The 20,569-nt window shown below is 72.6% G+C and carries 25 protein-coding genes; 12 read left to right on the top strand and 13 right to left on the bottom strand.

Annotation, left to right across the window (positions count from 1 at the left end; all coding sequences use genetic code 11):
* Positions 1-35 precede the first annotated feature (35 nt).
* Complete coding sequence (locus tag ACFQW6_RS17310) at positions 36-497, top strand: DUF2231 domain-containing protein (protein WP_378548144.1); 462 nt, start codon at positions 36-38, stop codon at positions 495-497.
* A 16-nt stretch (positions 498-513) separates the two neighbouring features.
* Here ACFQW6_RS17310 and rsgA read toward each other — a convergent pair whose 3' ends face one another.
* The 4 genes from rsgA to ACFQW6_RS17290 all read right to left on the bottom strand — a co-directional run bounded on the left by rsgA (position 514) and on the right by ACFQW6_RS17290 (position 5,266).
* Positions 514-1,527, bottom strand: a complete 1,014-nt coding sequence (rsgA, locus tag ACFQW6_RS17305; RefSeq protein WP_378548141.1) for a ribosome small subunit-dependent GTPase A — start codon at positions 1,525-1,527, stop codon at positions 514-516.
* The gene (gene aroA, locus ACFQW6_RS17300; RefSeq protein WP_378548138.1) at positions 1,524-2,834 is read right to left on the bottom strand and encodes a 3-phosphoshikimate 1-carboxyvinyltransferase; all 1,311 of its coding nucleotides are present in this window, start codon (positions 2,832-2,834) and stop codon (positions 1,524-1,526) included. The genes rsgA and aroA overlap by 4 nt, the downstream gene beginning before the upstream one ends.
* 18 nt (positions 2,835-2,852) lie before the next feature.
* Entirely contained in the window at positions 2,853-3,383 is a 531-nt protein-coding gene (locus ACFQW6_RS17295; RefSeq protein WP_378548135.1) for a DoxX family membrane protein, read from the bottom strand.
* A gap of 77 nt (positions 3,384-3,460) precedes the next feature.
* The gene (locus ACFQW6_RS17290; RefSeq protein ID WP_378548132.1) at positions 3,461-5,266 is read right to left on the bottom strand and encodes a sigma-70 family RNA polymerase sigma factor; all 1,806 of its coding nucleotides are present in this window, start codon (positions 5,264-5,266) and stop codon (positions 3,461-3,463) included.
* Positions 5,267-5,465: 199 nt separating this feature from the next.
* Between ACFQW6_RS17290 and ACFQW6_RS17285 the strand changes: the two genes are divergently transcribed.
* From ACFQW6_RS17285 to ACFQW6_RS17260, 6 genes are all read left to right on the top strand, one after another.
* The gene (locus ACFQW6_RS17285; RefSeq protein ID WP_378548129.1) at positions 5,466-6,218 is read left to right on the top strand and encodes a hypothetical protein; all 753 of its coding nucleotides are present in this window, start codon (positions 5,466-5,468) and stop codon (positions 6,216-6,218) included.
* Positions 6,219-6,254: 36 nt separating this feature from the next.
* Positions 6,255-7,010 (top strand): SOS response-associated peptidase, encoded by a 756-nt coding sequence (locus ACFQW6_RS17280; protein WP_378548126.1) that lies wholly within the window; start codon positions 6,255-6,257, stop codon positions 7,008-7,010.
* A complete protein-coding gene (locus ACFQW6_RS17275; protein ID WP_378548123.1) occupies positions 7,007-7,669 on the top strand; it encodes an alpha/beta family hydrolase in 663 nt (220 codons plus the stop codon). The genes ACFQW6_RS17280 and ACFQW6_RS17275 overlap by 4 nt, the downstream gene beginning before the upstream one ends.
* 63 nt (positions 7,670-7,732) lie before the next feature.
* On the top strand, positions 7,733-8,392 hold the full coding sequence (locus ACFQW6_RS17270; RefSeq protein WP_378548120.1) for a sigma-70 family RNA polymerase sigma factor: 660 nt from the start codon (positions 7,733-7,735) through the stop codon (positions 8,390-8,392).
* Positions 8,389-8,661 (top strand): mycothiol system anti-sigma-R factor, encoded by a 273-nt coding sequence (rsrA, locus tag ACFQW6_RS17265; protein ID WP_378548117.1) that lies wholly within the window; start codon positions 8,389-8,391, stop codon positions 8,659-8,661. The genes ACFQW6_RS17270 and rsrA overlap by 4 nt, the downstream gene beginning before the upstream one ends.
* 77 nt (positions 8,662-8,738) lie before the next feature.
* Positions 8,739-8,813 (top strand): 50S ribosomal protein bL37, encoded by a 75-nt coding sequence (locus ACFQW6_RS17260; protein WP_369759046.1) that lies wholly within the window; start codon positions 8,739-8,741, stop codon positions 8,811-8,813.
* Between the two features lie 64 nt (positions 8,814-8,877).
* Here the strand turns inward: ACFQW6_RS17260 and ACFQW6_RS17255 are convergent, their stop codons facing one another.
* Entirely contained in the window at positions 8,878-9,495 is a 618-nt protein-coding gene (locus ACFQW6_RS17255) for a maleylpyruvate isomerase family mycothiol-dependent enzyme (RefSeq protein WP_378548114.1), read from the bottom strand.
* Between the two features lie 40 nt (positions 9,496-9,535).
* Between ACFQW6_RS17255 and ACFQW6_RS17250 the strand changes: the two genes are divergently transcribed.
* Both ACFQW6_RS17250 and ACFQW6_RS17245 read left to right on the top strand, forming a co-directional pair.
* Positions 9,536-9,991, top strand: coding sequence for a MarR family winged helix-turn-helix transcriptional regulator (locus tag ACFQW6_RS17250; RefSeq protein WP_378548111.1), 456 nt, complete (start codon positions 9,536-9,538; stop codon positions 9,989-9,991).
* Positions 9,992-10,031: 40 nt separating this feature from the next.
* Positions 10,032-10,592 carry a sugar O-acetyltransferase gene (locus tag ACFQW6_RS17245; RefSeq protein ID WP_378548108.1) on the top strand — a complete coding sequence of 187 codons (561 nt, stop codon included), beginning with the start codon at positions 10,032-10,034 and terminating at the stop codon, positions 10,590-10,592.
* Between the two features lie 16 nt (positions 10,593-10,608).
* On the opposite strand, the gene ACFQW6_RS17240 is transcribed toward ACFQW6_RS17245, so the two are convergent.
* Positions 10,609-10,983, bottom strand: a complete 375-nt coding sequence (locus ACFQW6_RS17240; protein WP_378548104.1) for a thioesterase family protein — start codon at positions 10,981-10,983, stop codon at positions 10,609-10,611.
* 112 nt (positions 10,984-11,095) lie between these two features.
* Between ACFQW6_RS17240 and ACFQW6_RS17235 the strand changes: the two genes are divergently transcribed.
* The gene (locus ACFQW6_RS17235; protein WP_378548101.1) at positions 11,096-11,596 is read left to right on the top strand and encodes a SigE family RNA polymerase sigma factor; all 501 of its coding nucleotides are present in this window, start codon (positions 11,096-11,098) and stop codon (positions 11,594-11,596) included.
* A gap of 1,403 nt (positions 11,597-12,999) precedes the next feature.
* Here the strand turns inward: ACFQW6_RS17235 and ACFQW6_RS17230 are convergent.
* The 3 genes from ACFQW6_RS17230 to ACFQW6_RS17220 form a co-directional block, all read right to left on the bottom strand.
* On the bottom strand, positions 13,000-13,329 hold the full coding sequence (locus tag ACFQW6_RS17230) for a GNAT family N-acetyltransferase (protein ID WP_378549180.1): 330 nt from the start codon (positions 13,327-13,329) through the stop codon (positions 13,000-13,002).
* Between the two features lie 161 nt (positions 13,330-13,490).
* Positions 13,491-15,146 (bottom strand): acetolactate synthase, encoded by a 1,656-nt coding sequence (locus ACFQW6_RS17225; protein WP_378548098.1) that lies wholly within the window; start codon positions 15,144-15,146, stop codon positions 13,491-13,493.
* Between the two features lie 90 nt (positions 15,147-15,236).
* Positions 15,237-16,091, bottom strand: a complete 855-nt coding sequence (locus ACFQW6_RS17220) for a DUF2785 domain-containing protein (RefSeq protein ID WP_378548095.1) — start codon at positions 16,089-16,091, stop codon at positions 15,237-15,239.
* A 69-nt stretch (positions 16,092-16,160) separates the two neighbouring features.
* Between ACFQW6_RS17220 and ACFQW6_RS17215 the strand changes: the two genes are divergently transcribed.
* On the top strand, positions 16,161-17,639 hold the full coding sequence (locus ACFQW6_RS17215) for a sensor histidine kinase (protein WP_378548092.1): 1,479 nt from the start codon (positions 16,161-16,163) through the stop codon (positions 17,637-17,639).
* A 2-nt stretch (positions 17,640-17,641) separates the two neighbouring features.
* On the opposite strand, the gene ACFQW6_RS17210 is transcribed toward ACFQW6_RS17215, so the two are convergent.
* On the bottom strand, positions 17,642-17,893 hold the full coding sequence (locus tag ACFQW6_RS17210; protein ID WP_056601527.1) for a WhiB family transcriptional regulator: 252 nt from the start codon (positions 17,891-17,893) through the stop codon (positions 17,642-17,644).
* Between the two features lie 220 nt (positions 17,894-18,113).
* Between ACFQW6_RS17210 and ACFQW6_RS17205 the strand changes: the two genes are divergently transcribed.
* The gene (locus ACFQW6_RS17205; protein ID WP_378548089.1) at positions 18,114-18,461 is read left to right on the top strand and encodes a hypothetical protein; all 348 of its coding nucleotides are present in this window, start codon (positions 18,114-18,116) and stop codon (positions 18,459-18,461) included.
* A gap of 7 nt (positions 18,462-18,468) precedes the next feature.
* Here ACFQW6_RS17205 and ACFQW6_RS17200 read toward each other — a convergent pair whose 3' ends face one another.
* From ACFQW6_RS17200 to ACFQW6_RS17190, 3 genes are read right to left on the bottom strand one after another with little or no spacing between them, the layout of a single operon-like run.
* Complete coding sequence (locus ACFQW6_RS17200; protein WP_378548086.1) at positions 18,469-19,317, bottom strand: RNA polymerase sigma factor SigF; 849 nt, start codon at positions 19,315-19,317, stop codon at positions 18,469-18,471.
* A 1-nt stretch (position 19,318) separates the two neighbouring features.
* Entirely contained in the window at positions 19,319-19,735 is a 417-nt protein-coding gene (locus ACFQW6_RS17195) for an anti-sigma factor (RefSeq protein WP_378548083.1), read from the bottom strand.
* Between the two features lie 55 nt (positions 19,736-19,790).
* On the bottom strand, positions 19,791-20,447 hold the full coding sequence (locus ACFQW6_RS17190) for a GNAT family N-acetyltransferase (protein WP_378548080.1): 657 nt from the start codon (positions 20,445-20,447) through the stop codon (positions 19,791-19,793).
* Positions 20,448-20,569: the final 122 nt, after the last annotated feature.

Raw genomic sequence — 20,569 nt, 5'->3', positions numbered from 1 at the left:
AGGCTATTCCCAGCATCGGCCCCTAACCTGCACGCATGGAGCTCAACGGTGTGCCGCTGCACCCCCTCGTCGTGCACGCAGTCGTCGTCCTCGGGCCGCTGGCAGCCCTGACCGGCCTGTTGTACGCCGCGGTGCCCAAGTGGCGCTGGTTGCTCCGGTGGCCGCTCGTCGTGCTTGCCGTGGTCGTCGCGGTCACCGCGCTCCTGGCCGTCGCAGCAGGCGAGGACCTGCTGGCGTCGCGACCCGAGCTCGCCCCGATCGTCGCCGACCACCAGGAGGCGGGGGAGATGCTCCGCAACGTGGCGCTGGGCTACGTCGTCGTCGCCGGTCTCGCGGCCTGGGCGCTGGGCGGCACCTCGGCGCTCGCCTCCGGGAGGGGTGCCCGGGAGACGCGCCTCGGCATCCCGGTCGCGGTGCTGCTGGCGGTCGGCGCGGTAGCCCTGCTGGTCACCGTCTACCTGGCCGGGGACTCGGGGTCAGCAGCCGTCTGGGGCTGACCCCGGCCCGGCGGGATCACCAGTCGGTGGCCGAGCGGGCCGCGAGCAGGCGGCGGAAGGACTCGACCCGGTCGGGGTCGGCCTCGCCCGCCTCGATCGCCTCGTCGAGCCCGCACTCGGGCTCGTCGCTGCCGTGGGTGCAGCCACGGGGGCACGTCTCGGTCATCTCGTCGAGGTCGGGGAACGCCTCGATGAGGTTCTCCGGCTGCACGTGGGCGAGCCCGAACGACCGGATGCCGGGGGTGTCGATGATCCAGCCCTCGCCGCGTCCGTCGTCGCCGGGCAGCTCGAGGAGGTAGGCGCTGGTCGAGGTGTGCCTGCCCCGGCCCGTCACGGCGTTGACGATGCCGACCTCACGGCCGGCGTCGGGGATGAGGGCGTTGACCAGGGTCGACTTGCCGACCCCGCTGTGGCCCACGAGCACGCTGGTGCGTCCGCGCAGCCGGTCGCGCAGCTCGGTGAGGTCGCCGGCGCCCTCGCCCCTGAGCTGGGTGACCACCCAGGGCACGCCGAGGGAGCGGTAGGTCGAGAGCAGCGTCTCGGGATCGGCCAGGTCGGCCTTGGTGAGGCACAGCAGCGGCGCCATCCCGGCGTCGTACGCCGCCACGAGCGCGCGGTCGATCAGCCGCGGGCGCGGCTCGGGGTCGGCGAGCGCCGTCACCACCACCAGCTGGTCGGCGTTGGAGACGATGACGCGCTCGACGGGGTCGTCGTCGTCGGCGGTGCGGCGCAGCGTCGTCGTGCGCTCGACCACCTCCACGATGCGGGCCAGCGACCCGTCGGCGCCGGTGGTGTCACCGACGACCCGCACCCGGTCGCCGACGACGACGCCCTTGCGGCCCAGCGGACGTGACTTCATCGCCATGACGCGGTGGCCCTCGACGAGCAGCGTGAAGCGCCCGCGGTCGACGGTGACGACGCGGCCGTCGACGGCGTCGTCGTAGGTGGGCCGGTCCTTGGTGCGCGGGCGGGTGTGCCGGCGCGGACGCTCGTAGTGCTCCTGGTCGTGCTCGGAGTAGCGACCCGTCACCGGGACGTCCTCGCCGACGCGCCGACACCGCTCGGGGTCCCGTGGACGGCCCGGCTCCACGCGGCGGCGAAGTCGGGGAAGGTCTTCGACGTGGTCGCGACGTCCTCGACCAGCACGTCGTCGACCGCGAGGCCGAGGATCACGCCGGCGTGGGCCATGCGGTGGTCGGCGTAGGTGCGGAACGTGCCGCCGTGCAGGGTCGCCGGCCGGATCGTGAGTCCGTCCTCGCGCTCGGTGACGTCGGCCCCCAGCCGGCCCAGCTCGGTGGCCAGGGCGGTGATGCGGTCGGTCTCGTGGCCACGGATGTGAGCGACCCCCCGGAGGTGGGAGGGGGAGTCGGCCAGGGCGCAGAGGGCGGCGACCGCCGGGGTCAGCTCGCCCACGTCGTGCAGGTCGAGGTCGACGCCGGTCAGGCGCGGCGGTCCGACCACGGTGAGGTCGCCGTCGCCCAGGCTCACCTCGCAGCCCATGAGGGTGAGGATCTCGCGCAGGTCGTCGCCGGGCTGCGTGGTGGCGGCCGGCCAGTCGGTGACGGTGACCCGCCCGCCGGTGGCGGCCGCGAGGGCGAGGAACGGAGCCGCGTTGGACAGGTCGGGCTCGATGTCGTGGTCGACGGCCAGGACCGGCCCGGCGGCGACCGACCAGCGGTTGGCGTCGCCGTCGTCGACCTCGACCCCGTGCTGCCGGAGCATCTGCACCGTCATCTCGATGTGGGGGAGCGACGGCACCGGCTTGCCGACATGGCGCACGTCGACGCCGTGGTCGTAGCGGGCGCCCGCGAGCAGCAGCGCCGAGACGAACTGCGACGACGCGCTGGCGTCGATCGTGACCGTGCCGCCGGGCACGGAGCCCGTGCCGTGCACGGCGAAGGGGAGTGCTCCCCGACCGCCGTCGTCGACCCGGACGCCGAGCGCGCCCAGCGCGGTCAGCATCTGGCCGACAGGGCGCAGCCGCATGTGGGGGTCGCCGTCGAAGCGGACCGTGCCGTCCGCCAGCCCGACGACCGGCGGGACGAAGCGCATCACCGTGCCGGCGAGGCCGCAGTCCACGTCGGCGTCGCGGTCCCAGGCGGCGGGGGTGATGGCCCAGTCCCCGGAGTCGGTGTCCTCGATGCCGGTGCCGAGCGAGGTGAGGGCGGCGGCCATGAGCAGCGTGTCGCGCGAGCGCAGGGGACGTCGTACGACGCTCGGGCCGTCGGCGATCGCGGCGAGCACGAGCGCACGATTGGTCAGCGACTTGCTGCCGGGCAGCGAGACGACCCGGTCGACGGGGTCGGTGGGGCGCGGGGCCGGCCAGAGCTCACTCACCCGCGCACCCTACCGAGATCAGGTCAGCTGGGCCTTGGCGAGCTTCGCCTCGCGGCGGGCGTCCTTGGCGACCTGCTTGGCCTCGCGGCGCACGTCGGCGGCGGCCCGGCGGGCCCGCCAGGCGAGCCCGGGCTTGCCCTCGGTGTCGACCGCGGCGAGGAGCAGGCCGCCGAGGACGGAGGTGTTCTTGTAGAACTGCAGGCGCTGGGCGTTCTTGGCCTGGGGGTCGGTCTCGTTCCAGAAGGCGTGGCCAGCGAGGGTCGTCGGCACGAGGGACGCCGCCAGCACGGTCGCGCTGAGCCGCGGAGCGCGTCCGGTGGCCAGCGCTGCGGCGGCCAGGATCTGGGCGCCGGCGTTGATCCGGACCAGCGTGGCCGGGTCGGTGGGGATCGGTGCCTTCGGCACGGCCTGCTGGGCGACCGGCACCACCTTGTCGGCCACCTTCTTCGCCCTCGCCGCGTGGACCTCGGTGTTGCGGAGGGCGTTGATGCCGCCGGCGACGAAGATCGTGGCCAGCATGGGACGTGCGAGCAACCGGGTGATCGTCATGCGCCCCTGTCTACACGATGTGCGGGGAGGGCGCTCCGTCCACAGGGGTGCGGGCCCGGGCCCGAGGTCTCGGGTGGTCAGTCGAGGGTCGCGCGCCAGGTGTTGTTGCCGCTGTCGGCGTCGCTCCCGGGTGGGACCAACGTCGCCACGACGGCGCCGCCCTGGGGGATCACCACCTCGACAGCGACGGACGTGTCGCCGGAGACCTGGCAGGTGGCCACCGTCCGGACGGCCGTGCACCGCCCGTCGGCGGTGCGCACGACCTCGGCGTCGATGCCCGTGATCCGCAGCTGGCCGGTCGCGCCGCCGAGACCGGCCACCCGCACCACGACGGTGTACGTCGGACGAGCGCCGCCGACCGTCCCGGACACCGAGGCGTCGGCGGCCGGCGTCGTCGGAGTCGGGTCCTCGCTGGGGGTGGGGTCGGTCGTCGGGTCCGAGGTCGGGTCGGACGTCGGGTTCGAGGTCGGGTCTGAGGTCGGGTTCGACGTCGGGTTCGACGTCGGGTTCGACGTCGGGTTCGAGGTCGGGTTCGAGGTCGGGTTCGAGGTCGGGTTGGACGTCGGGTTCGAGGTCGGGTCCGAGGTCGGGTCCGAGGTCGGGTTGGACGTCGGGTTGGACGTCGGGTCGGAGGTGGGGTTCGACGTCGGGTCGGAGGCCGGGTCGGACGTGGGGTCGGACGTCGGTGACTGGCCCGGGTCGTCCTGCGTGGGGTCGGTGCCCTGGGTGGGGTCGGACCCCGGGGTGACGTCGGTGGCAGGCACGGAGCCCGGGGTGACGTCGACGTCGCCGGGCGGGAGGGTGAGCGCCGGTGGGTCGGATCGGAGCCGCAGGCTCCTCGGCGACCGGTCGGCGCGGCTTGAGGAGGCATCGCCTCCAGCGCCCGTCGTCGTCGAGCTCGTCGAGCTGGGCGACGACGTGGCGCGCGTCGGCGCGGCGTCGGGTGCGTCGGGGCCGCGCACACCGAGGGCGATCCCGCCGGCGACGACGACGGTGCTCACCGCCACCCCCGCGACCGCCGCGACACCGGCATTGCCGGTCACGAGGTCGCGGACCCGGCCCAGCAGCACCCCGATCCCGACCGGCGCCGCAGCGGACACCGTGGCGCTGCCGAGGTAGGCGGCCGCCACCCCGCCGAGGAGCAGCGGGGCGAGGAGGGCGCCCAGGTTGGAGTTGACCTCGGTCAGCTCGAGGTAGATCGCCATGCACGAGCGGCACTCGTCGAGGTGGTGCTCCACCTTGGTGGCGTCGCGGCGTGACGACGCGCCGCGGACGTACGCCCCGAGCTGGCCGTGGGTCCACCGGCAGGCGTCCTCGTCGAGCTCCGCGGCGTGCTGGGTCAGGAAGGCCTGGCGAAGTCCTTCGCGGGCGCGGTAGGCGAGCGCCGAGACCGAGTTGGCGCTCATCCCGAGCAGCGGAGCGATGTCCGCGGGCTTGTCGCCCTCCACCTCGGTGTGCCACAGCACGAGCTGCCAGCGCTCGGGGAGGCTGGCGAAGGCGCGGGCCGCAGCGGCGCTCTCGAAGCCCTCGACCGCCGTGTCGCGGAACGGCACCCCCGGGTCGAAGGCCTCCATGTCGTCGGTCGTGTGCAGCCGGGCCCCGGCGCGGAAGCGGTCGACCTGGAGCCGCCGCACCGCGGTCAGCAGGTAGGCGCGGAAGGCGAGGTCGGGGCCGCCGCCACGCTGCAGCACGCCCATCACCTTGACGAAGGCATCGGACACGAGGTCCTCGGCGTCGCCCGCGGGGGCGACCTGGCGCGCGAGCCGGCGAGCCGCGTCGACGTGGCGCTCGAACAGCGTGCCGTAGGCATCGAGGTCCCCGCCGCGGACGGCCGAGATCAGCTCGGCGTCGCTCGGCGCCTCGACGCTGGTGGCCACGCTCATGGTTCGACGCTCATCGTCCGACGCTTCCGGGATCCCCACCCGACGGTCGCCGGGCCATCCGACTGTAGCCCCGCCGAGACGTCGAGGGTCCCGGAAAGTGAAGAAACGACAAACGTCGGTCTGGTCCGCGTCATGGGCCGCCCCGAGCCCCGTCCCATCCACAGAAACAAGTCCTGGGGGACCCGAAGGGGGGTATGCCGTGAAGATCTTCGCCACGCTGGGGCGTCGACTCGCGGCTGCCGATCCTGGGGTGAGCGAGCCGGAGTCCACCGTGGAGCGGTCGGGGTTGCCGCACCGGTTCGAGGCTGTCGGAGAAGCGCTCACCTCAGGATCGGACGTCATCGGCGTCTGCTCCGTCGCGGGCCAGGAGCTGGCCCGCGACGGGGCGTCCGTCGAGGAGACACTCGGCGGGCTGCGGGCCACGTGGCTGCGGCTGACCGGCGACGATCCGTCGTACGACGTCGTCACGGCGCTGCTCACGGCGTGGAGCGAGACCACGCTGGGATACCTCAACCAGCTCTCCTGCGAGGACCCGCTGACCGGACTGTCCAGCCAGGCCCATCTCCGCAGCCGGCTGTCGGAGCTCTACCGCCTCGGGGGTGCCGGGACGGACACGGGCATCGGCGGGTACGCGCTCGTGGTCTTCGCGATGCCGTCGGACGACGACCCGTCCGACGAGCCCGGTGACCACTTCACCCGCGCGATGCGCGTGGCGCGTTCCGGCGAGCTGGCGCGCACGGCGTTCGCCCGCGACGAGACGGTCGCACGCCTCGGCATGCACCGGGTGGGGATCCTGACGCGCCGCGACGACCACCTCGGGCGGCGGGTCCGGGTGCTGCGCACCCTCCTCGACGGGACCGAGCCGCACGGCCTCGTGCGCGTGTGGATCGAGGGGCTCCCGTCGACGGACGCGGTGGCGGGCATGCTGCTCGACGAGCTGGCCCGCGGCTGAGCGGACCCGGCGCCGGGCTCCCCTAGGGTGGGTCCTGTGTGTGGTCGCTATGCCTCGTCCCGCAGCCCGGACGACCTCGTCGAGGAGTTCGAGGTCGTGGAGACCCGGGTCGCTGCTCCGCTGGCGGCCGACTACAACGTCGCGCCGACCAAGGAGGTCTACGCCGTCGTCGAGCGCCCGCCGTCGCGGGAGTCCGGGCAGGACGCGACCGAGCCCCCGCAGCGCCAGCTCCGCGTCCTGACGTGGGGGCTCGTCCCGTCCTGGGCCAAGGACCCCTCGATCGGCAACCGGATGATCAATGCCCGCATGGAGACCGTCGCGGAGAAGCCCGCCTACCGCAAGGCGTTCGCCACCCGGCGGGCGCTGCTGCCGGCCGACGGCTACTTCGAGTGGTACCCGACGTCGCGCACCAACGCCAAGGGCAAGCCGGTCAAGCAGCCGTTCTTCATCCGCCCCAAGGACGGCGGCGTGCTCGCGATGGCCGGGCTCTACGAGATCTGGCGTGACCCGACGAGGGCGGAGGACGACCCGGCCCGGTTCCGCTGGACGTGCACGGTGCTCACGACCGAGGCCGAGGACTCGCTCGGCCACATCCATGACCGGATGCCGCTCATGGTCGAGCGCGAGCGCTGGCACGAGTGGCTCGACCCGACCACGCCCGGTGACACCTCGCTGCTCGTGCCCGCGGCCCCGGGCCGCCTCGAGGCCTACGCCGTCCCGACGTTGGTGAGCAACGTGCGCAACAACGGCCCCGAGCTCGTCGAGCCGCTGCCACTGGAGGAGGTCGAGTGAAGAAGGCATCCGTCCGGACGGTCGCCACACCCCACGGTGAGGGCCGGCTGCACACGCGCCGTGCCACGAGCCCGATGGCGACGATGCTGCTGAGCCACGGCGCCGGCGGGGGCGTGGATGCCCGGGACCTGTGGGCACTGGCCGACGCCCTGCCCGCGCAGGGGGTCTCGGTCGTCCTCTTCGAGCAGCCGTGGCGGGTCGCGGGCCGCAAGATCGCGACCGCCCCGCCGACCCTCGACGCAGCCCTCCGGTGCGCCGCCGACGTGATGCGCGTGCGTACGCCCCTCGTCGTGGGCGGCCGGTCCGCGGGCGCGCGCTCCGCGGCTCGTACGGCGCGTTCGCTGGGGGCCTCGGGATGTCTCGCCCTGTCCTTCCCGCTCCACGCGCCGGGGAAGACCGAGCCGACCCGGCTGCCGGAGCTGCAGGCGGTCGGTCTGCCGACCCTGGTCGTGCAGGGGGAGCGGGACCCCATGGGGCTGCCCGAGGAGCTCCCCGGCGACCTCGACGACCTCGACGTGGTGGTGATCCCGGGCGGCGACCACGGGCTCAAGGTGCCCGCGCGGGGCGAGGTGAGCCAGGACGAGGCGATGGGGATCGTCGTCGAGTCGACGCTGGAGTGGCTGGTGCGCGAGGTCGTCGGGAATCCTCGACGGGCGTGAGGTGTTGAGGTCGGTGTGACTGCACTGACCCTCGATCGACCCACGGCGGTACTGTGGGAGGCGATGACTGAATCGCTCCGGGACGAGACGTCCCCACCCGCAGAGATCGCCGTCGAGGACGAGACCTCCGACCAGCGCCAGGCGCGCTTCGAGCGTGACGCGCTTCCGTTCCTCGACCAGCTCTACGGTGCGGCGATGCGGATGACCCGCAATCCCGCCGACGCCGAGGACCTCGTGCAGGAGACGTTCGCGAAGGCCTACAGCGCCTTCCACCAGTTCAGGCCCGGCACCAACCTCAAGGCCTGGCTCTACCGGATCCTGACGAACACCTACATCAACTCCTACCGCAAGAAGCAGCGCCAGCCGCAGCAGTCGATGTCCGAGGACGTGGAGGACTGGCAGCTCGCCCGCGCGGAGTCGCACTCCTCGACCGGCCTCCGGTCCGCGGAGATGGAGGCACTCGAGCACCTGCCCGACTCCGAGGTCAAGGACGCGCTGCAGCGCCTGCCCGAGGAGTTCCGCCTCGCGGTCTACCTCGCCGACGTCGAGGGGTTCCCCTACAAGGAGATCGCCGAGATCATGGACACCCCGATCGGCACCGTCATGTCGCGCCTGCACCGCGGCCGGCGCCAGCTGCGCGACATGCTGGCCGACTACGTGCGGGCCAACGACCTGCTGCCGGCGTCCACCGTGCCCGGCCAGGGAGAGGGGAGCGAGTCGTGAGCAGCCACGAGCACGGCAAGGACGACTGTGTCGACTACATCGAGCGCATCGTCTACTTCATCGACAACGAGCTCGACCAGGCCGACTGCGCCGTCGTCGAGATGCACCTGCGCGAGTGCGGCCCGTGCCTGGAGCGCCACGACCTCCAGAAGGCTGTCAAGCAGCTCGTCGCACGCTCCTGCTCCGAGTCCGCGCCGGAGTCCCTCCGCGACCGCGTACGCCTCCAGCTCCGCGAGGTGCGGGTGCAGATCACCGAGGGCAACGCCTGAGCCCCGGCTCGACCCGATTCGCCGCTCTCGGGCGGATTTGAGACACTGCTCCGAGCACCGACTCCAGGAGGACCACCATGGGCAAGACCGGACGCAAGCGCCGCGCTCGCAAGAAGAAGGGCGCGAACCACGGCAAGCGCCCCAACGCCTGACGCGCACCCGCGCCGTCAATCTCGTGGAAGTCCCCGCCGCGGCGGGGACTTCTGCATGTCCGGGTCACGACCGGGCGAGGGCCTCAACGGCGCCGCTGAGGTGGTCGTGCGCCGCTGAGCGCCCCGCAGCCGCGAGCAGGAGCCACTGGACCGGACCCTCGACCCGGCGTCCCGATCCTGCCTGCCACGCCACGTCGGCGGCGACCAGGTGGACGTCGCGCAGCCGAGGACCGATCGGCACCCGCCGTGACCACCAGAGCACCCGCTCGAGTGCGACGACGGCGGCGTCGGTCGGCATCGGGTGCTCGAGGTGCAGGGGGAGGCAGATGTCCTGGGTGTGGACCAGGATGTCGAGCAGCGGCTCGCGCTCGGAGACCATCGGCACCGTGCGCCGCGACCCGACGAAGCCTCGCAGCCGCTCGACGAGCTGCTCGTGGTCGAGCGAGCTGCGGATCGCGCTGTCCCGGACCATCGCCTGGTAGCGGAACCCGGACCGGAGGGCCGACCCGACGAGGTCGCGGACCGAGGCGTGCGAGAGAGCCAGGTGGGCCGCCACGTCACGGACGCTCCAGGCGGCGCACAGCGACGGGGTGTCCCACTCGGTGTCGGTGAGCCCGGCCAGCACGTCGGCCAGCGCCGCGCGCTCGGCGTCGATGTGGCTCCAGATCGTGTCGCTGTCCATGGTGACTCCATTGGTCAGGATCTCTGACTAGTATCGACCCGTGCAGGACGAGGCGTCAACGAGTGACCAGCAGCCCGGCGTGGGCGTGCTGATGTACGTCGCCGCCCGTGCGCTGGAGGTGCGTGCGTACGACGCGGTGGTGGCCGCCGGAGCGTCCGACATCACGCCTGCCCAGGCCCGGCTCATGGCACAGATCGACCCGCACGGGACGCGCGTCGTCACGCTGGCCGCACGTGCGCGGACCACCAAGCAGTCGGCGACGTCCCTGGTCGACCAGCTCGAGCGCACCGGCTACGTCGAACGCGTCCCGGATCCCCACGACGGGAGGGCCAAGCTCGTGCGACTCACCCCTCGTGCGCGCGCCGTGGGCGACGTCGCGGACGCGGCAGTCGCCGACGCGCTGGCCGAGTGGAGGGAGCACCTCGGTCCCACGCGCATGCGCGGGCTCGAGGAGACGATGCGCCTGCTACGGCAGATCACCGATCCCTGGGCGTGATCCGGGCTGAAGGCGCCTCGGTGCCTCGTACGCTGGCTCGATGAGCGAGAAGAGCATGCGGGAGCGGATGCTGGCGGGGGAGCCCTACATCTCTGACGACCCGGTCCTCGCCGAGGAGTCACAGCGCGCCCAGGGCCTGGCGCACCGGATCAACACGATGGACCCCAACGACGCCAGCGGTCGGGGGGCGCTGCTCGAGGAGCTGCTGGGTGGCTTCGGCGAGCACAGCGAGGTCCGCCCGCCGCTCCACTGCGACTACGGCTACCAGACCACGATCGGCGCACGCACCTTCGTCAACTGGGGCGTGACCTTCCTCGACGTCGCCGCGATCACGATCGGCGACGACGTCCAGATCGGCCCGAACGTCCAGCTGCTGACCGCCACCCACCCGCTCGAGCCCCAGCCGAGGCGTGACAAGTGGGAGGCAGCCGAACCCATCACGATCGGCGACAACGTGTGGCTCGGTGGCGGGGTGATCGTCTGCCCCGGCGTCAGCATCGGTGCCGACACCGTCGTGGGTGCGGGGTCGGTGGTCACCCGCGACCTGCCGGCCGGGGTCGTCGCCGTCGGCGCCCCGGCCCGGGTGCTCCGCGAGCTCTGAGTGCTGGTGCGGCCGGTCAGAGCCGCGACATGAACCGCTCGGCGTCGACGACGACGCGGGTGATCTCGCCGGCGGCGAGGACCTTCCCGCTGCCCGCGTCGCGCGCGCTGACGGTGAGACGGTGGAGGCGTCCGTCCTCGTACGCGCTGGACGCGCTGACCTCGACCTCGGCGCCGACGGGGCTCGCCGCCAGGTGCTCGACCTGCACCCGCGTGCCGACGCTGGTCGACCCGTCCGGCAGCACGGGTGCGAGGCAGGCGCAGGTCGCGGCCTCCAGCCATGCCAGCAGCCGCGGCGTGCCGAGGACGGGCAGCGAGCCGCTGCCGACGGCTGCTGCGGTGTCGTCGTCCGTGACGACGTACGTCAGCGTGGCGGGTTCGAGCTGCGGCATGGGCAGGCCTTCCGGGAAATGTCGGGTCGGTGGGGCAACCTGAGGGACTGACACACGTCTACCAGACATGAGCGCGAGGGCCGCAGGGGTGGGGATCGGGATGGAGCCGTCGGTGGACATCACCGAGCTCTACGCCGCCCACCGGCTCTCGCTGGTGAGGCTGGCCGTGCTGCTGGTGGACGACGTCGCCTCGGCCGAGGACGTCGTGCAGGACGCGTTCGCCGCGCTCGCCAGACGTCCGGACGCGGTCCGCGACCCGTCCAGGGCGCTGGCCTACCTCCGGGTCTCCGTGGTCAACACCGCGCGCTCGGCGCTGCGCAGGCGTCGTACGGCGAGGGCGTACTCGCCACCCCATGACCTGTCACCGCCTTCGCCGGAGGACAGCGCGGTGCTGGCGGAGGAGCACCGGGAGGTCATCGAGGCGTTGCGGCAGCTCGCCCCGCGGCAGCGGGAGGTCCTGGTGCTGCGCTACTGGTCGAACCTGTCTGAGGCCGAGATCGCGCACACCCTCGGCGTCAGCCAGGGCACGGTCAAGTCGACGGCGAGCCGTGCGCTCGTCGCGCTGGAGAAGGCCATGAAGTCCACGACGAGCTCGGGAGAGGGGGAGCGATGAGCACACCGGACACGATGTCGGAGGTGGAGGACCGGCTGCGCGCCGCCCTCACCGCGCGCGCCGAGCAGGTGGGACCCGAACACCTCGCCCCGCTGGCTCCCGTCGTGCGGCTGCGACCGCGCTGGCAGTCGCCGTGGGTGGTGCTCGCCACCGCTGCGGTGGTGCTGCTGGTGCTCGGCGTGGTCCTCCAGGGCCTCGGCCGGGACACGCGCTCCGACGACGTCGCGCCCCAGCCGGACGAGCCCGAGGTCCAGATGCCCCAGGACATCGGCCGCGACTGGGATCGCAACGACCTCGACCGTCAGCCGCGGCTCGACCTCGACGGCGACGGCACCGACGAGAAGGTCGTCTTCCGTGGCGAGCCGACGAAGGAGTTCGACGGCCGCTACCGGCTGGAGACCACGCTCAGCAGCACGGGCGAGGACGCCTACGGCATCGCGGAGGTCGGCACGACGGTCGCCACGAACGTGCTCGACCCGATCGACGCCGACGGGGACGGCGACCAGGAGCTGGTGCTCTACTTCGACGACGCGTCGGCGGTCGGTGGTGGCGGCCACCCGCTGGTCTTCGACCTGCGCGACGGGTTGCTCGTGCAGGCGGTGCCGGAGGACCCCGACCTGCTCCGGCGGGGGAACGTCCCGGTGCCCGGCAGCACGACCGAGTTCTACGAGATGGTGCGGATCCACGACTACTGGTTCGAGGACGGGCAGCTGCTGTCCAGCAGGTCGCGGCGTGCCTACGCCAGCGGCAACATGAGCCTCATCCGGACCGAGACCATCCTCGTGGACACGTGGCGGTGGAGCCTCGACGAGGACGGCGTGCTGCGAGCCGAGTCCCTCGGGTGCCTCCGCTCGGGGCTCGAGGCGAGCGTGCCGTGCGGGGAGGGCGAGGTCGAGGAGCTGCCCTACCTCACGCCGGTCGCCACCGAGACGTTCGGGATGGGCGAGGGCGCTGACTTCCGCGACGGCTACCGGTTCAGTGCCCGTCTCGAGGCCTTCGCCGACCCGGTCCTGGTGGTGGAGGGGGACGACGGACGGTCGCTGCGCCACGACGACTTCCAGGTCGCCGACCCCCGGGTCGCGACGGTTCAACCCATGGGCGTCGACGGCGCCTCGCTCTTCGTCACCTCGGCCTCCGACCCGTCGTACGTCGAGGTGCTGGCGCAGGACGGTGACCAGCTTCGCGCGGTGGAGGCCGTCGGCGAGATCGATCTGCGCAACGAGGGTGACGTGCGGACGTGGCTGACGCAGAACGGCGGCGTCGTCACCGTGACCGCGCAGGAGGACGGCTCGTGGACGGTCTGGACCTGGCAGCTGGTGCGCGGAGGGATGACGGCTCTCCCGTGGGCACCGTCTGCTTCGACGACGTCGACGACCCGACGACCGCACACTCCTGCTGAGTGCTCAGAACGTCTTGCTGAACGCCAGCAGGTCGACACCCGGCACCGGCGACCAGTCGCGGCCGGGGTCACGGGTGTAGCCGAGGCGCCCGTAGACCGTGTGGGCGGCGACCATCGTCGCCAGCGACGACAGGGCCATGCCGCTCGCACCGTGCTCACGGGCCCGCTCCTCGCACAGCCGGGCGAGGGCGGTGCCCGCGCCCGAGCCCTGGGCGGCCGGGTCGACCGCGAGCATCCGGAACTCGCCCTCGTCGTCGCGGCCGATCTCGCGCCAGGGGGAGCCGGGCGGGCAGTAGGTGACGACGCCGACGACCCGGTCGTCGAGGGTGGCCACCCAGACCTCGGCCTGCGCGTCGCGCGTCGCGACGTCGTGCAGCCGCTCGCGGTAGTCGTCCTCCGCGCCGGTCAGGAGCGGGTCGTACGCTGCCACGCACACGTCACCGGCGGCGGCGTGCTCGTCGGGCCGGATCCGTCGCACCTCCACGACCGAGGGCCTCAGATGCCGAAGGTGGTGCGTGGGTAGGCCGCCTCGACGTCGGTGATCACGTTGACGAGGTAGGGCACGCCCGAGGCGTACGCCCGGTCGAGGGCGGGTCCGATCTGCTTCGGGTCGGTCACGGTCTCGCCCGCACCGCCGAGCGCCTTGACCACGTCGTCGTACGGCGTGCGCTGGGCGAGGTCGGCGACGACGTCGTAGCCGTAGAGCATCTGCATCGGGCCCTTCTCCAGGCCCCAGGCGGAGTTGTTGCCCATCACCATGACGACCGGCAGGTCGTGGCGCACGAGCGTGTCGACGTCCATCAGCGAGAATCCGGCCGCGCCGTCGCCGAGGAGGAGTGTGACCTGGGCACTCGGTCGCGCGATGCGAGCCGCGATCGCTGCGCCGAGGCCGGCACCGAGGCAGCCGTAGGGGCCGGGGTCGAGCCAGCCGCCGGGCCGCTTCGGCTCGACGTACTTGCCGGCGAAGGAGACGAAGTCGCCGCCGTCGCCGATGACGACCGAGTCGTCCTCGAGGCGGGGGACCAGCTCGCCGTAGATGCGGGCGGGGTGGATGGGGTCGGCCTCGGCGGTGAGGAGCTGCGCGTCCCGCTCCGCGGCGGCCCTCACCTGGTCGCGCAGCTGGTCGGCCCACGCCTGCCAGTCGGGCTTGTCGCCGCCCTCGATCGCGCTCTGCAGGCCGTCGAGGACCGTGGTGAGGTCGCCCGCGACGGACGCGGCGAGCTCGGCGTGGCCGGAGACCTGGCCGGGGGAGTCGGCGATGTGGACGACCCGGGCGAACTCGCCCGTCGGGTTCTTGTCCGGGCCGCCGAAGGCGCCGTAGCCGAGCCGGAAGTCGAGGGGGGTGCCCACGACGACCACGAGGTCCGCCCCGGACAGGGCCGCACCGCGGGCCTTGGTGACCAGGGAGCGGTGCCCGCCGGGGATGACGCCGCGGCCCATGCCGTTGGTGAGCGTCGGGATGCCGAGGTCCTCCACGAACCGCAGTGCGGCCGCCTCCGCGTGGTCGGCCCAGACGTCGGTGCCGAGGATCAGGACCGGACGCTGCGCCCGCGCGAGCAGGCCGGCGATGGTGGCGATGGCGTCGCCGTCGGGCTCGATGCGGGTGCCCTCGCCCGAGCCGGTGGTGCCGGACGCCGAGTTGAAGAACTCGTCCATCGGCACGTCGACGAAGACCGGGCCGCGGTGGCTCGAGCGGGCCAGGGTGAAGGCCTCGTCGACGCCGGCCGCGACGTCGCCCGCGGTCATGATGGTCCTCGCGGCCTTCGCCACCGGCGCGATGATGGGCGGCTGGTCGAGCTCCTGCAGCGAGCCGGTGCCCCAGCGGTTCTGAGGGGCGCGGCCGCCGACCACGACCATCGGCGAGCCGGCGAACTGGGCCTGCGCGATCGCGCTGATGCCGTTGGTCACGCCCGGGCCGGCGGTGAGGACGGCGAGTCCGGGGACGCGGGTCAGCTTGCCGGTGGCCTCGGCGGCGAAGGCGGCGGTCTGCTCGTGGCGCACGTCGAGCAGCCGCATCTGCGGCTCGGCCTTCACGGCGCCGTCGTACATCGGGAAGACGTGGGCGCCGGAGAGGGTGAACATCGTCTCCACGCCGTGGGCGCGGGCGACGTGGACGGCCAGCTCGCCGCTGTGGCCTGTGATCTCACTCATGCGCGTACTCGATGTGCTCCGTGCGCGCACGAGGCACATGGCACGCTGTGTCTGATGATTCGCTCGCTGCGCTCGCTCATGTCCCGCAGGTTAGCGGGTGTCTACTCGCAGGTAGGGAGTGTTGGTCATCCGCAACGCCTCGATCACGACGAGGAGCAGGTCGGGCCGCACGGCGGGCGGCTCGTGACCCAGCGAGAGGTGCAGGAAGAGCGCGCGGAGGAACGCCTGCGGCGCCGCGGTGGCCGCGTAGGGGTCGTGGTCGACCGGCCCGTGGAAGGGGTTGGCCGCGGCACCGATGCGGTGCACCCACGGCTCGAGGGTGTCGACGCCGAGCGTGTTGCGCCGCAGGATCTGCATCACCGCCGCGGCGATGCGGTCGGGCTCGCCGGCGGCCAGGGGAGCCTCGGCCGGCTGATCGAGGAGGCGCTCGGCCAGGATGTCGAGGAGCACCGTGTGCTCGGGCCCCGCCAGGTGCGGTGACTCCCCGAGCGCGCCCAGCGTGTCGGCGCCGTGGGCGACCGTGTGGGCCCACCCCTTCTCCGGGACCCACCCGCGGGTGTCGCGCTCGGTGAGGAACCAGGTCGCTGCCCGGTCGCCCCACTCGAGGATCTTCGCGCCCGGCAGCAGGTGCCGCTCGGTGTCGCGCTCGATGCACGCGCCCAGGACCAGGGCGCTGAAGCTGCGCCGGAAGACCGTGTCGGTGCCGTCCTCGCCGATCCCGACCGAGAGCCCGGCGACCATGCCGTCACCGAGACCGGCGAGCAGGTCGTCGTAGACGCCGTTGGCGATCCACGTGGCGAGAGCGGGGAAGGCCGTGCCGTCACGGACCTCTGGTCGCGTGGATCCGAGCATCGCGGTGAGCTCGGCCGTCAGCTCGTCGAGGGGCCGGTCCGAGGGGACCTCGAACCCGGCCTTCTGCACCTGGTCCCAGTAGCCGATCGACATGCGCCCCATCCTGCCAGCCCCTTCGGACGTCGCCCCAGCCCGGCCTCGGGCTGGCCCTAGGCTGGCCGGGTGCCCTCCCTCCACGAGCTCGTGCGAGCCCACACCGACCTCGTCGAGGACGACGTCGCCTGGCTCCAGCTGCTCATGGCGGACTGGCAGATCCTCGCCGACCTGTCCTTCGCCGACCTCGTGCTGTGGCTCGCGGACCGCGAGGGCAGGGGCTACTGGGCGGGCGGCCAGATGCGCCCCACGACCGGCCCGACGGCGCTGGTCGACGACGTCCTCGGGACCTTCATCCCCACGGGGCGCCGCCGGATGCTCGACGAGGCCTTCACGACCGGGCGCTTGGTGCGCGAGGGCGACCCGGAGTGGCGCGATGACGTCCCGGTGCGGGTGGAGGTCATCCCGGTGCGCCGGGCCGGCCGGGTGATCGCCACGATCGGCCGCAACACCAACCTGCTCGGCGTACGCACGCCCAGCCGGCTCGAGCTCAGCTATCTCCAGACCGCCGCCGACCTGACGCAGATGATCGCCGCGGGGCACTTCCCGCTCAGCGACCAGCGCAGCGACCACGCCGACTCACCACGGGTGGGGGACGGCTTCGTCCGGCTCGACCCCGCCGGCCGGGTCGTCTACGCCAGTCCCAACGGGCTGTCGGCCTACCGCAGGCTCGGGTTGCAGGGCGACCTGGCCGGTCTGGTGCTCACCGACCTGACACGTGAGCTGGTGCCGGCCCGCAGGCGCCCGGACGAGGAGACCCTGAGCGCCGTGCTGGGCGGCCGCGACGGGCGCGCGACCGAGGTCGGCACCGAGGAGGTCACCCTCATCGTGCGCAGCATCCCGCTGCGTCCGCAGGGGGAGCGCAGCGGGGCGCTGCTGCTCGTGCGCGACGTCACCGAGCTGCGCAGCCGCGACCGCGAGCTGGTCACCAAGGACGTCACCATCCGCGAGATCCACCACCGGGTGAAGAACAACCTGCAGACCGTCGCTGCGCTGCTGCGCCTGCAGGCGCGTCGTACGGGTGCCGAGGACGCCAAGGCGGCCCTCGAGGAGGCCGTGCGCCGGGTGGGCTCGATCGCGATCGTGCACGAGACGCTCAGCCACGCCGTGGAGGAGACTGTCGACTTCGACGAGATCGCCGACCGGCTCGGCTCGATGGTCGTCGACGTCAGCGGGGTGGAGCTGCCGGTGCGCGTCGTGCGGGAGGGCTCCTTCGGCAAGCTGCCCTCGGAGGCGGCCACCCCGCTCGCGATGGTGCTGACCGAGCTGCTGCAGAACGCCGTCGAGCACGGGTACTCCGACCAGGAGGTCGCGACGGTGGAGCACTCGGGCCGCGTGGTGGTGACCGCCCGCCGCATCGTGGGGCGGCTGCACGTCGTGGTGGAGGACGACGGTCGAGGCCTGCCCGACGACTTCGACCTCGACTCATCGACCCAGCTGGGCCTGTCGATCGTGCGCACGCTGGTCGAGTCCGAGCTGGGCGGCGTGCTGGAGATCGGCCCCGGGAGCCGTGGCACGCGGGTGCAGGCGGACCTGCCGGTCGACTGACGTCAGGCGGTGCGGATGCGCGCGCGGGCGTTGCGGCGCTTCAGCGCGCGACGCTCGTCCTCGCTGAGGCCTCCCCAGACTCCGTGGTCCTGCCCGGCCTCGAGGGCCCAGGCAAGACACTGCTCGCGTACCTCACAGCGACGGCAGACCTGCTTGGCCTCCTCGATCTGGAGGATCGCGGGACCGGTGTTGCCGATCGGGAAGAACAGCTCAGGGTCCTCGTCGAGGCATGCGGAGCGGCTGCGCCAATCCATGGGTGGGGGATTCCCTCTTTCACATTCACGTCGGGTTGCTGTTGACGGACGTTCAGCTGGGCCCGGGCGCCGGAAAGCGCAGCGACCAGACTTGCAACCTTTGAACGTTCACACAACCCCCAGCGCTGGTCGTGTCCGTCACAACTACTGTTGTGCAGTGCCCGTTACGCCGAAGGCTGATCCCCCTGGCCCCGACCCTATCGCCCCACCCCCGCTGCAGGTGGCCGCCGCCCTCGTGGCGCTCGAGGCGTTGGTGCTCGTCGTGCTCGCCGTGCTCGAGCTGGCCAACCTCCGCTCGATCCGGCTCACCATGGGCGTCACGACGACGGCGTTCTTCCTCGCTGCCGCCGCCGGGCTGGCGTGGTGCGCCTGGTCGTTGTGGAGGACCCGTCGCTGGGCCCGCGGCCCGGTCGTGATGGCGCAGCTGATCCAGCTCGGTCTGGCGTGGAACTTCCGCGACGCCCCGACCACGCTGATGGCGATCGGCCTGGCGGTCGCGGGCGTGGTCGTCATCGCCGGACTGCTCCACCCGGCGACCACGCGGGTGCTGGAGCGGGACCCGGCCTAGCCTGGACCTAGTCGGCCTCGAGCGACGTACGCAGCTGGCCGAGCGTGCGCGTCAGCAGGCGCGAGACGTGCATCTGGGAGACGCCGATCTCCTCGGCGATCTGCGACTGCGTCATGTTCTTGAAGAACCGCAGCAGCAGGATCCGCTTCTCACGCTCACCGAGCCCCTCGAGCAGGGGCTTGAGGGACTCGCGGACCTCGACGTGCTCGATGTTGGCGTCCTCGACGCCGAGGGTGGCGAGCATGGCCGGCGGGCCGTCGTCGTTGTCGTCGGAGGCGTCGAGCGAGAGTGTCGCGTAGGCGTGGGAGGACTCGATGCCCTCCACGATCTCCTCCACCGTGCAGCCGATGGTCTCGGCGAGCTCGCGCGGCGTGGGGGAGCGGCCGAGCTGCTGCGTGAGCTCGCCGGTGGCGCTCCCGATCTGCATCCGCAGCTCCTGCAGGCGGCGCGGCACCCGGATCGCCCAGCCCTTGTCGCGGAAGTGGCGCTTGATCTCGCCGATCACCGTCGGCGTCGCGTAGGTGGAGAACTCCACGCCTCGGTCGGTCTCGAACCGGTCGACCGCCTTGATCAGGCCGATCGTGCCGACCTGCACGAGGTCCTCGAACGGCTCGCCGCGGTTGCGGAAGCGGCGGGCGCAGTGCTCCACCAGCGACAGGTGGAGGTGCACCAGGTCGTCGCGCGCCACCGACCGCTCGGCGCCGCTCGCCCCGTCGTCGCGCAGCACGCCGAACAGCTCTGCACTGCGCGCTCGTACGTGCTCGAGACCGCCGGGCACGACGTCGTCGTCGATCCCGCGGTCGAGGGCAGCCGCGGCTGCCCTGTCGTCCCCCGTGTCCCCCGTGGCTGTGCTCATGTCAGAGCTCGGCACCTGTCATTCCCGCAGCGACCTCCGACGTCACCGTGAAGCGGACGCGGAAGCGCCCGTCCTCGGATCCTGCCGACGCGTCCTGCGCCATCGTGTCGAGCACCTGCCAGGCGAAGCTCTCGGTGTCGAGCGGGGGGTCGTCGATCGCCTCGGCCTGCAGCTCGACGGTCATCGAGCCCCGGCCGAACCAGAAGCTCGCCACGAGGTCGACGCCCGGGTCGGCCTCGGGGATCACCAGGGCGCTCGCCTCGCCGATGGCGATGCGGAGGTCCTCGATGTCGTCGATCGTGAAGTCGAGCCGGGCGGCCAGCCCGGCGGCGGTGGTGCGGACGATCGTCGCGTAGGCCCCCTCGGCAGGGAGCCGGAGCTCGACGTCGGCGCGAGATGCCCCGGTGTTGTCTGCCATCTGCGTCAATGTCCCGTCCTCGAGGCCGATGCTCCGCACACACTAACGGTCTGGATCAGCGGAACCACGGACACAGCTGGTCGCGTGTGTGCAGCTCGTGGCGGTGGCGCGGATCGTGCAGCAGGGGCGGCGGCCTGCCCTTGCCCCGCCCCTCGGGCACCGGCGACTGCGTGGCGACCGGCGCGCCGGCTGCAGCAAGCGGCTCGAGCTCGACGACGACGCCGTACACCCCGTTGCCCTCGTCCTCGAGGGACACCGCGCCGAGACGGCGGAGCATCCGCAGCGACGCGGGGTTGTCCTGCAGCACCTCGGTGACGATGCGGTCCACGCCAGCCGGTCGCCGGTGCATGAGCACCTCGAGCAGCACGGTGGCCACCCCGCGCCCCTGCCACGCGTCCTTGACGGTGACGGCGAGATCGGCGGCATCCGTGACGTCGGCGTACTGCACCATCCGGGCCAGCGCGACGGGGTCGTAGACGTCGGGGCTCGTCTCGACGCACAGCACGAGGGCGATGTGGTGGACGCCGTCGACGTCGTCCACGAGGTGGTCGAGCATCGCGTCGCTGAGGTGCCTGACCGGCGCGAGGAACCGCCGCCGCTGGGACTCGGGGGAGAGCGTCTCGAACTCCGCCACGAGCGCCGCCCGGTCGGTGCGCTCCAGGGGCACGGCGAAGGCGTCCGTGCCGTCACGCAGCGTGACCTGCTCGATCATCGGCCCTCCCGTCCGCTGGCCCGGAGCCTAGCCAGCGCGAGGGGCCGGAACACACGAACGCCGCACCGACCCGGAGGTCGGTGCGGCATCGTCCAGCTCATGCCTTCTTCGCGGTCGCGACC

The organism is Nocardioides sp. GCM10028917 (genome assembly GCF_042666175.1).
In the GTDB taxonomy this organism is placed as follows: Bacteria; Actinomycetota; Actinomycetes; order Propionibacteriales; family Nocardioidaceae; genus Nocardioides.
The sequence above is the reverse complement of the archived record's forward strand: the minus strand, read 5'-3'. Positions and strand labels throughout refer to the sequence as shown.

Coding starts and splice junctions, on each gene's coding strand:
- ACFQW6_RS17245 (WP_378548108.1), top strand. CDS start 10,032: ATGAGCGAGAAGAGCATGCGGGAGCGGATGCTGGCGGGGGAGCCCTAC.
- ACFQW6_RS17210 (WP_056601527.1), bottom strand. CDS start 17,893: ATGGATTGGCGCAGCCGCTCCGCATGCCTCGACGAGGACCCTGAGCTG.
- ACFQW6_RS17190 (WP_378548080.1), bottom strand. CDS start 20,447: ATGATCGAGCAGGTCACGCTGCGTGACGGCACGGACGCCTTCGCCGTG.
- ACFQW6_RS17255 (WP_378548114.1), bottom strand. CDS start 9,495: ATGGACAGCGACACGATCTGGAGCCACATCGACGCCGAGCGCGCGGCG.
- ACFQW6_RS17225 (WP_378548098.1), bottom strand. CDS start 15,146: ATGAGTGAGATCACAGGCCACAGCGGCGAGCTGGCCGTCCACGTCGCC.
- ACFQW6_RS17195 (WP_378548083.1), bottom strand. CDS start 19,735: ATGGCAGACAACACCGGGGCATCTCGCGCCGACGTCGAGCTCCGGCTC.
- ACFQW6_RS17270 (WP_378548120.1), top strand. CDS start 7,733: ATGACTGAATCGCTCCGGGACGAGACGTCCCCACCCGCAGAGATCGCC.
- ACFQW6_RS17295 (WP_378548135.1), bottom strand. CDS start 3,383: ATGACGATCACCCGGTTGCTCGCACGTCCCATGCTGGCCACGATCTTC.
- ACFQW6_RS17220 (WP_378548095.1), bottom strand. CDS start 16,091: ATGTCGATCGGCTACTGGGACCAGGTGCAGAAGGCCGGGTTCGAGGTC.
- ACFQW6_RS17200 (WP_378548086.1), bottom strand. CDS start 19,317: ATGAGCACAGCCACGGGGGACACGGGGGACGACAGGGCAGCCGCGGCT.
- ACFQW6_RS17240 (WP_378548104.1), bottom strand. CDS start 10,983: ATGCCGCAGCTCGAACCCGCCACGCTGACGTACGTCGTCACGGACGAC.
- ACFQW6_RS17310 (WP_378548144.1), top strand. CDS start 36: ATGGAGCTCAACGGTGTGCCGCTGCACCCCCTCGTCGTGCACGCAGTC.
- ACFQW6_RS17290 (WP_378548132.1), bottom strand. CDS start 5,266: ATGAGCGTGGCCACCAGCGTCGAGGCGCCGAGCGACGCCGAGCTGATC.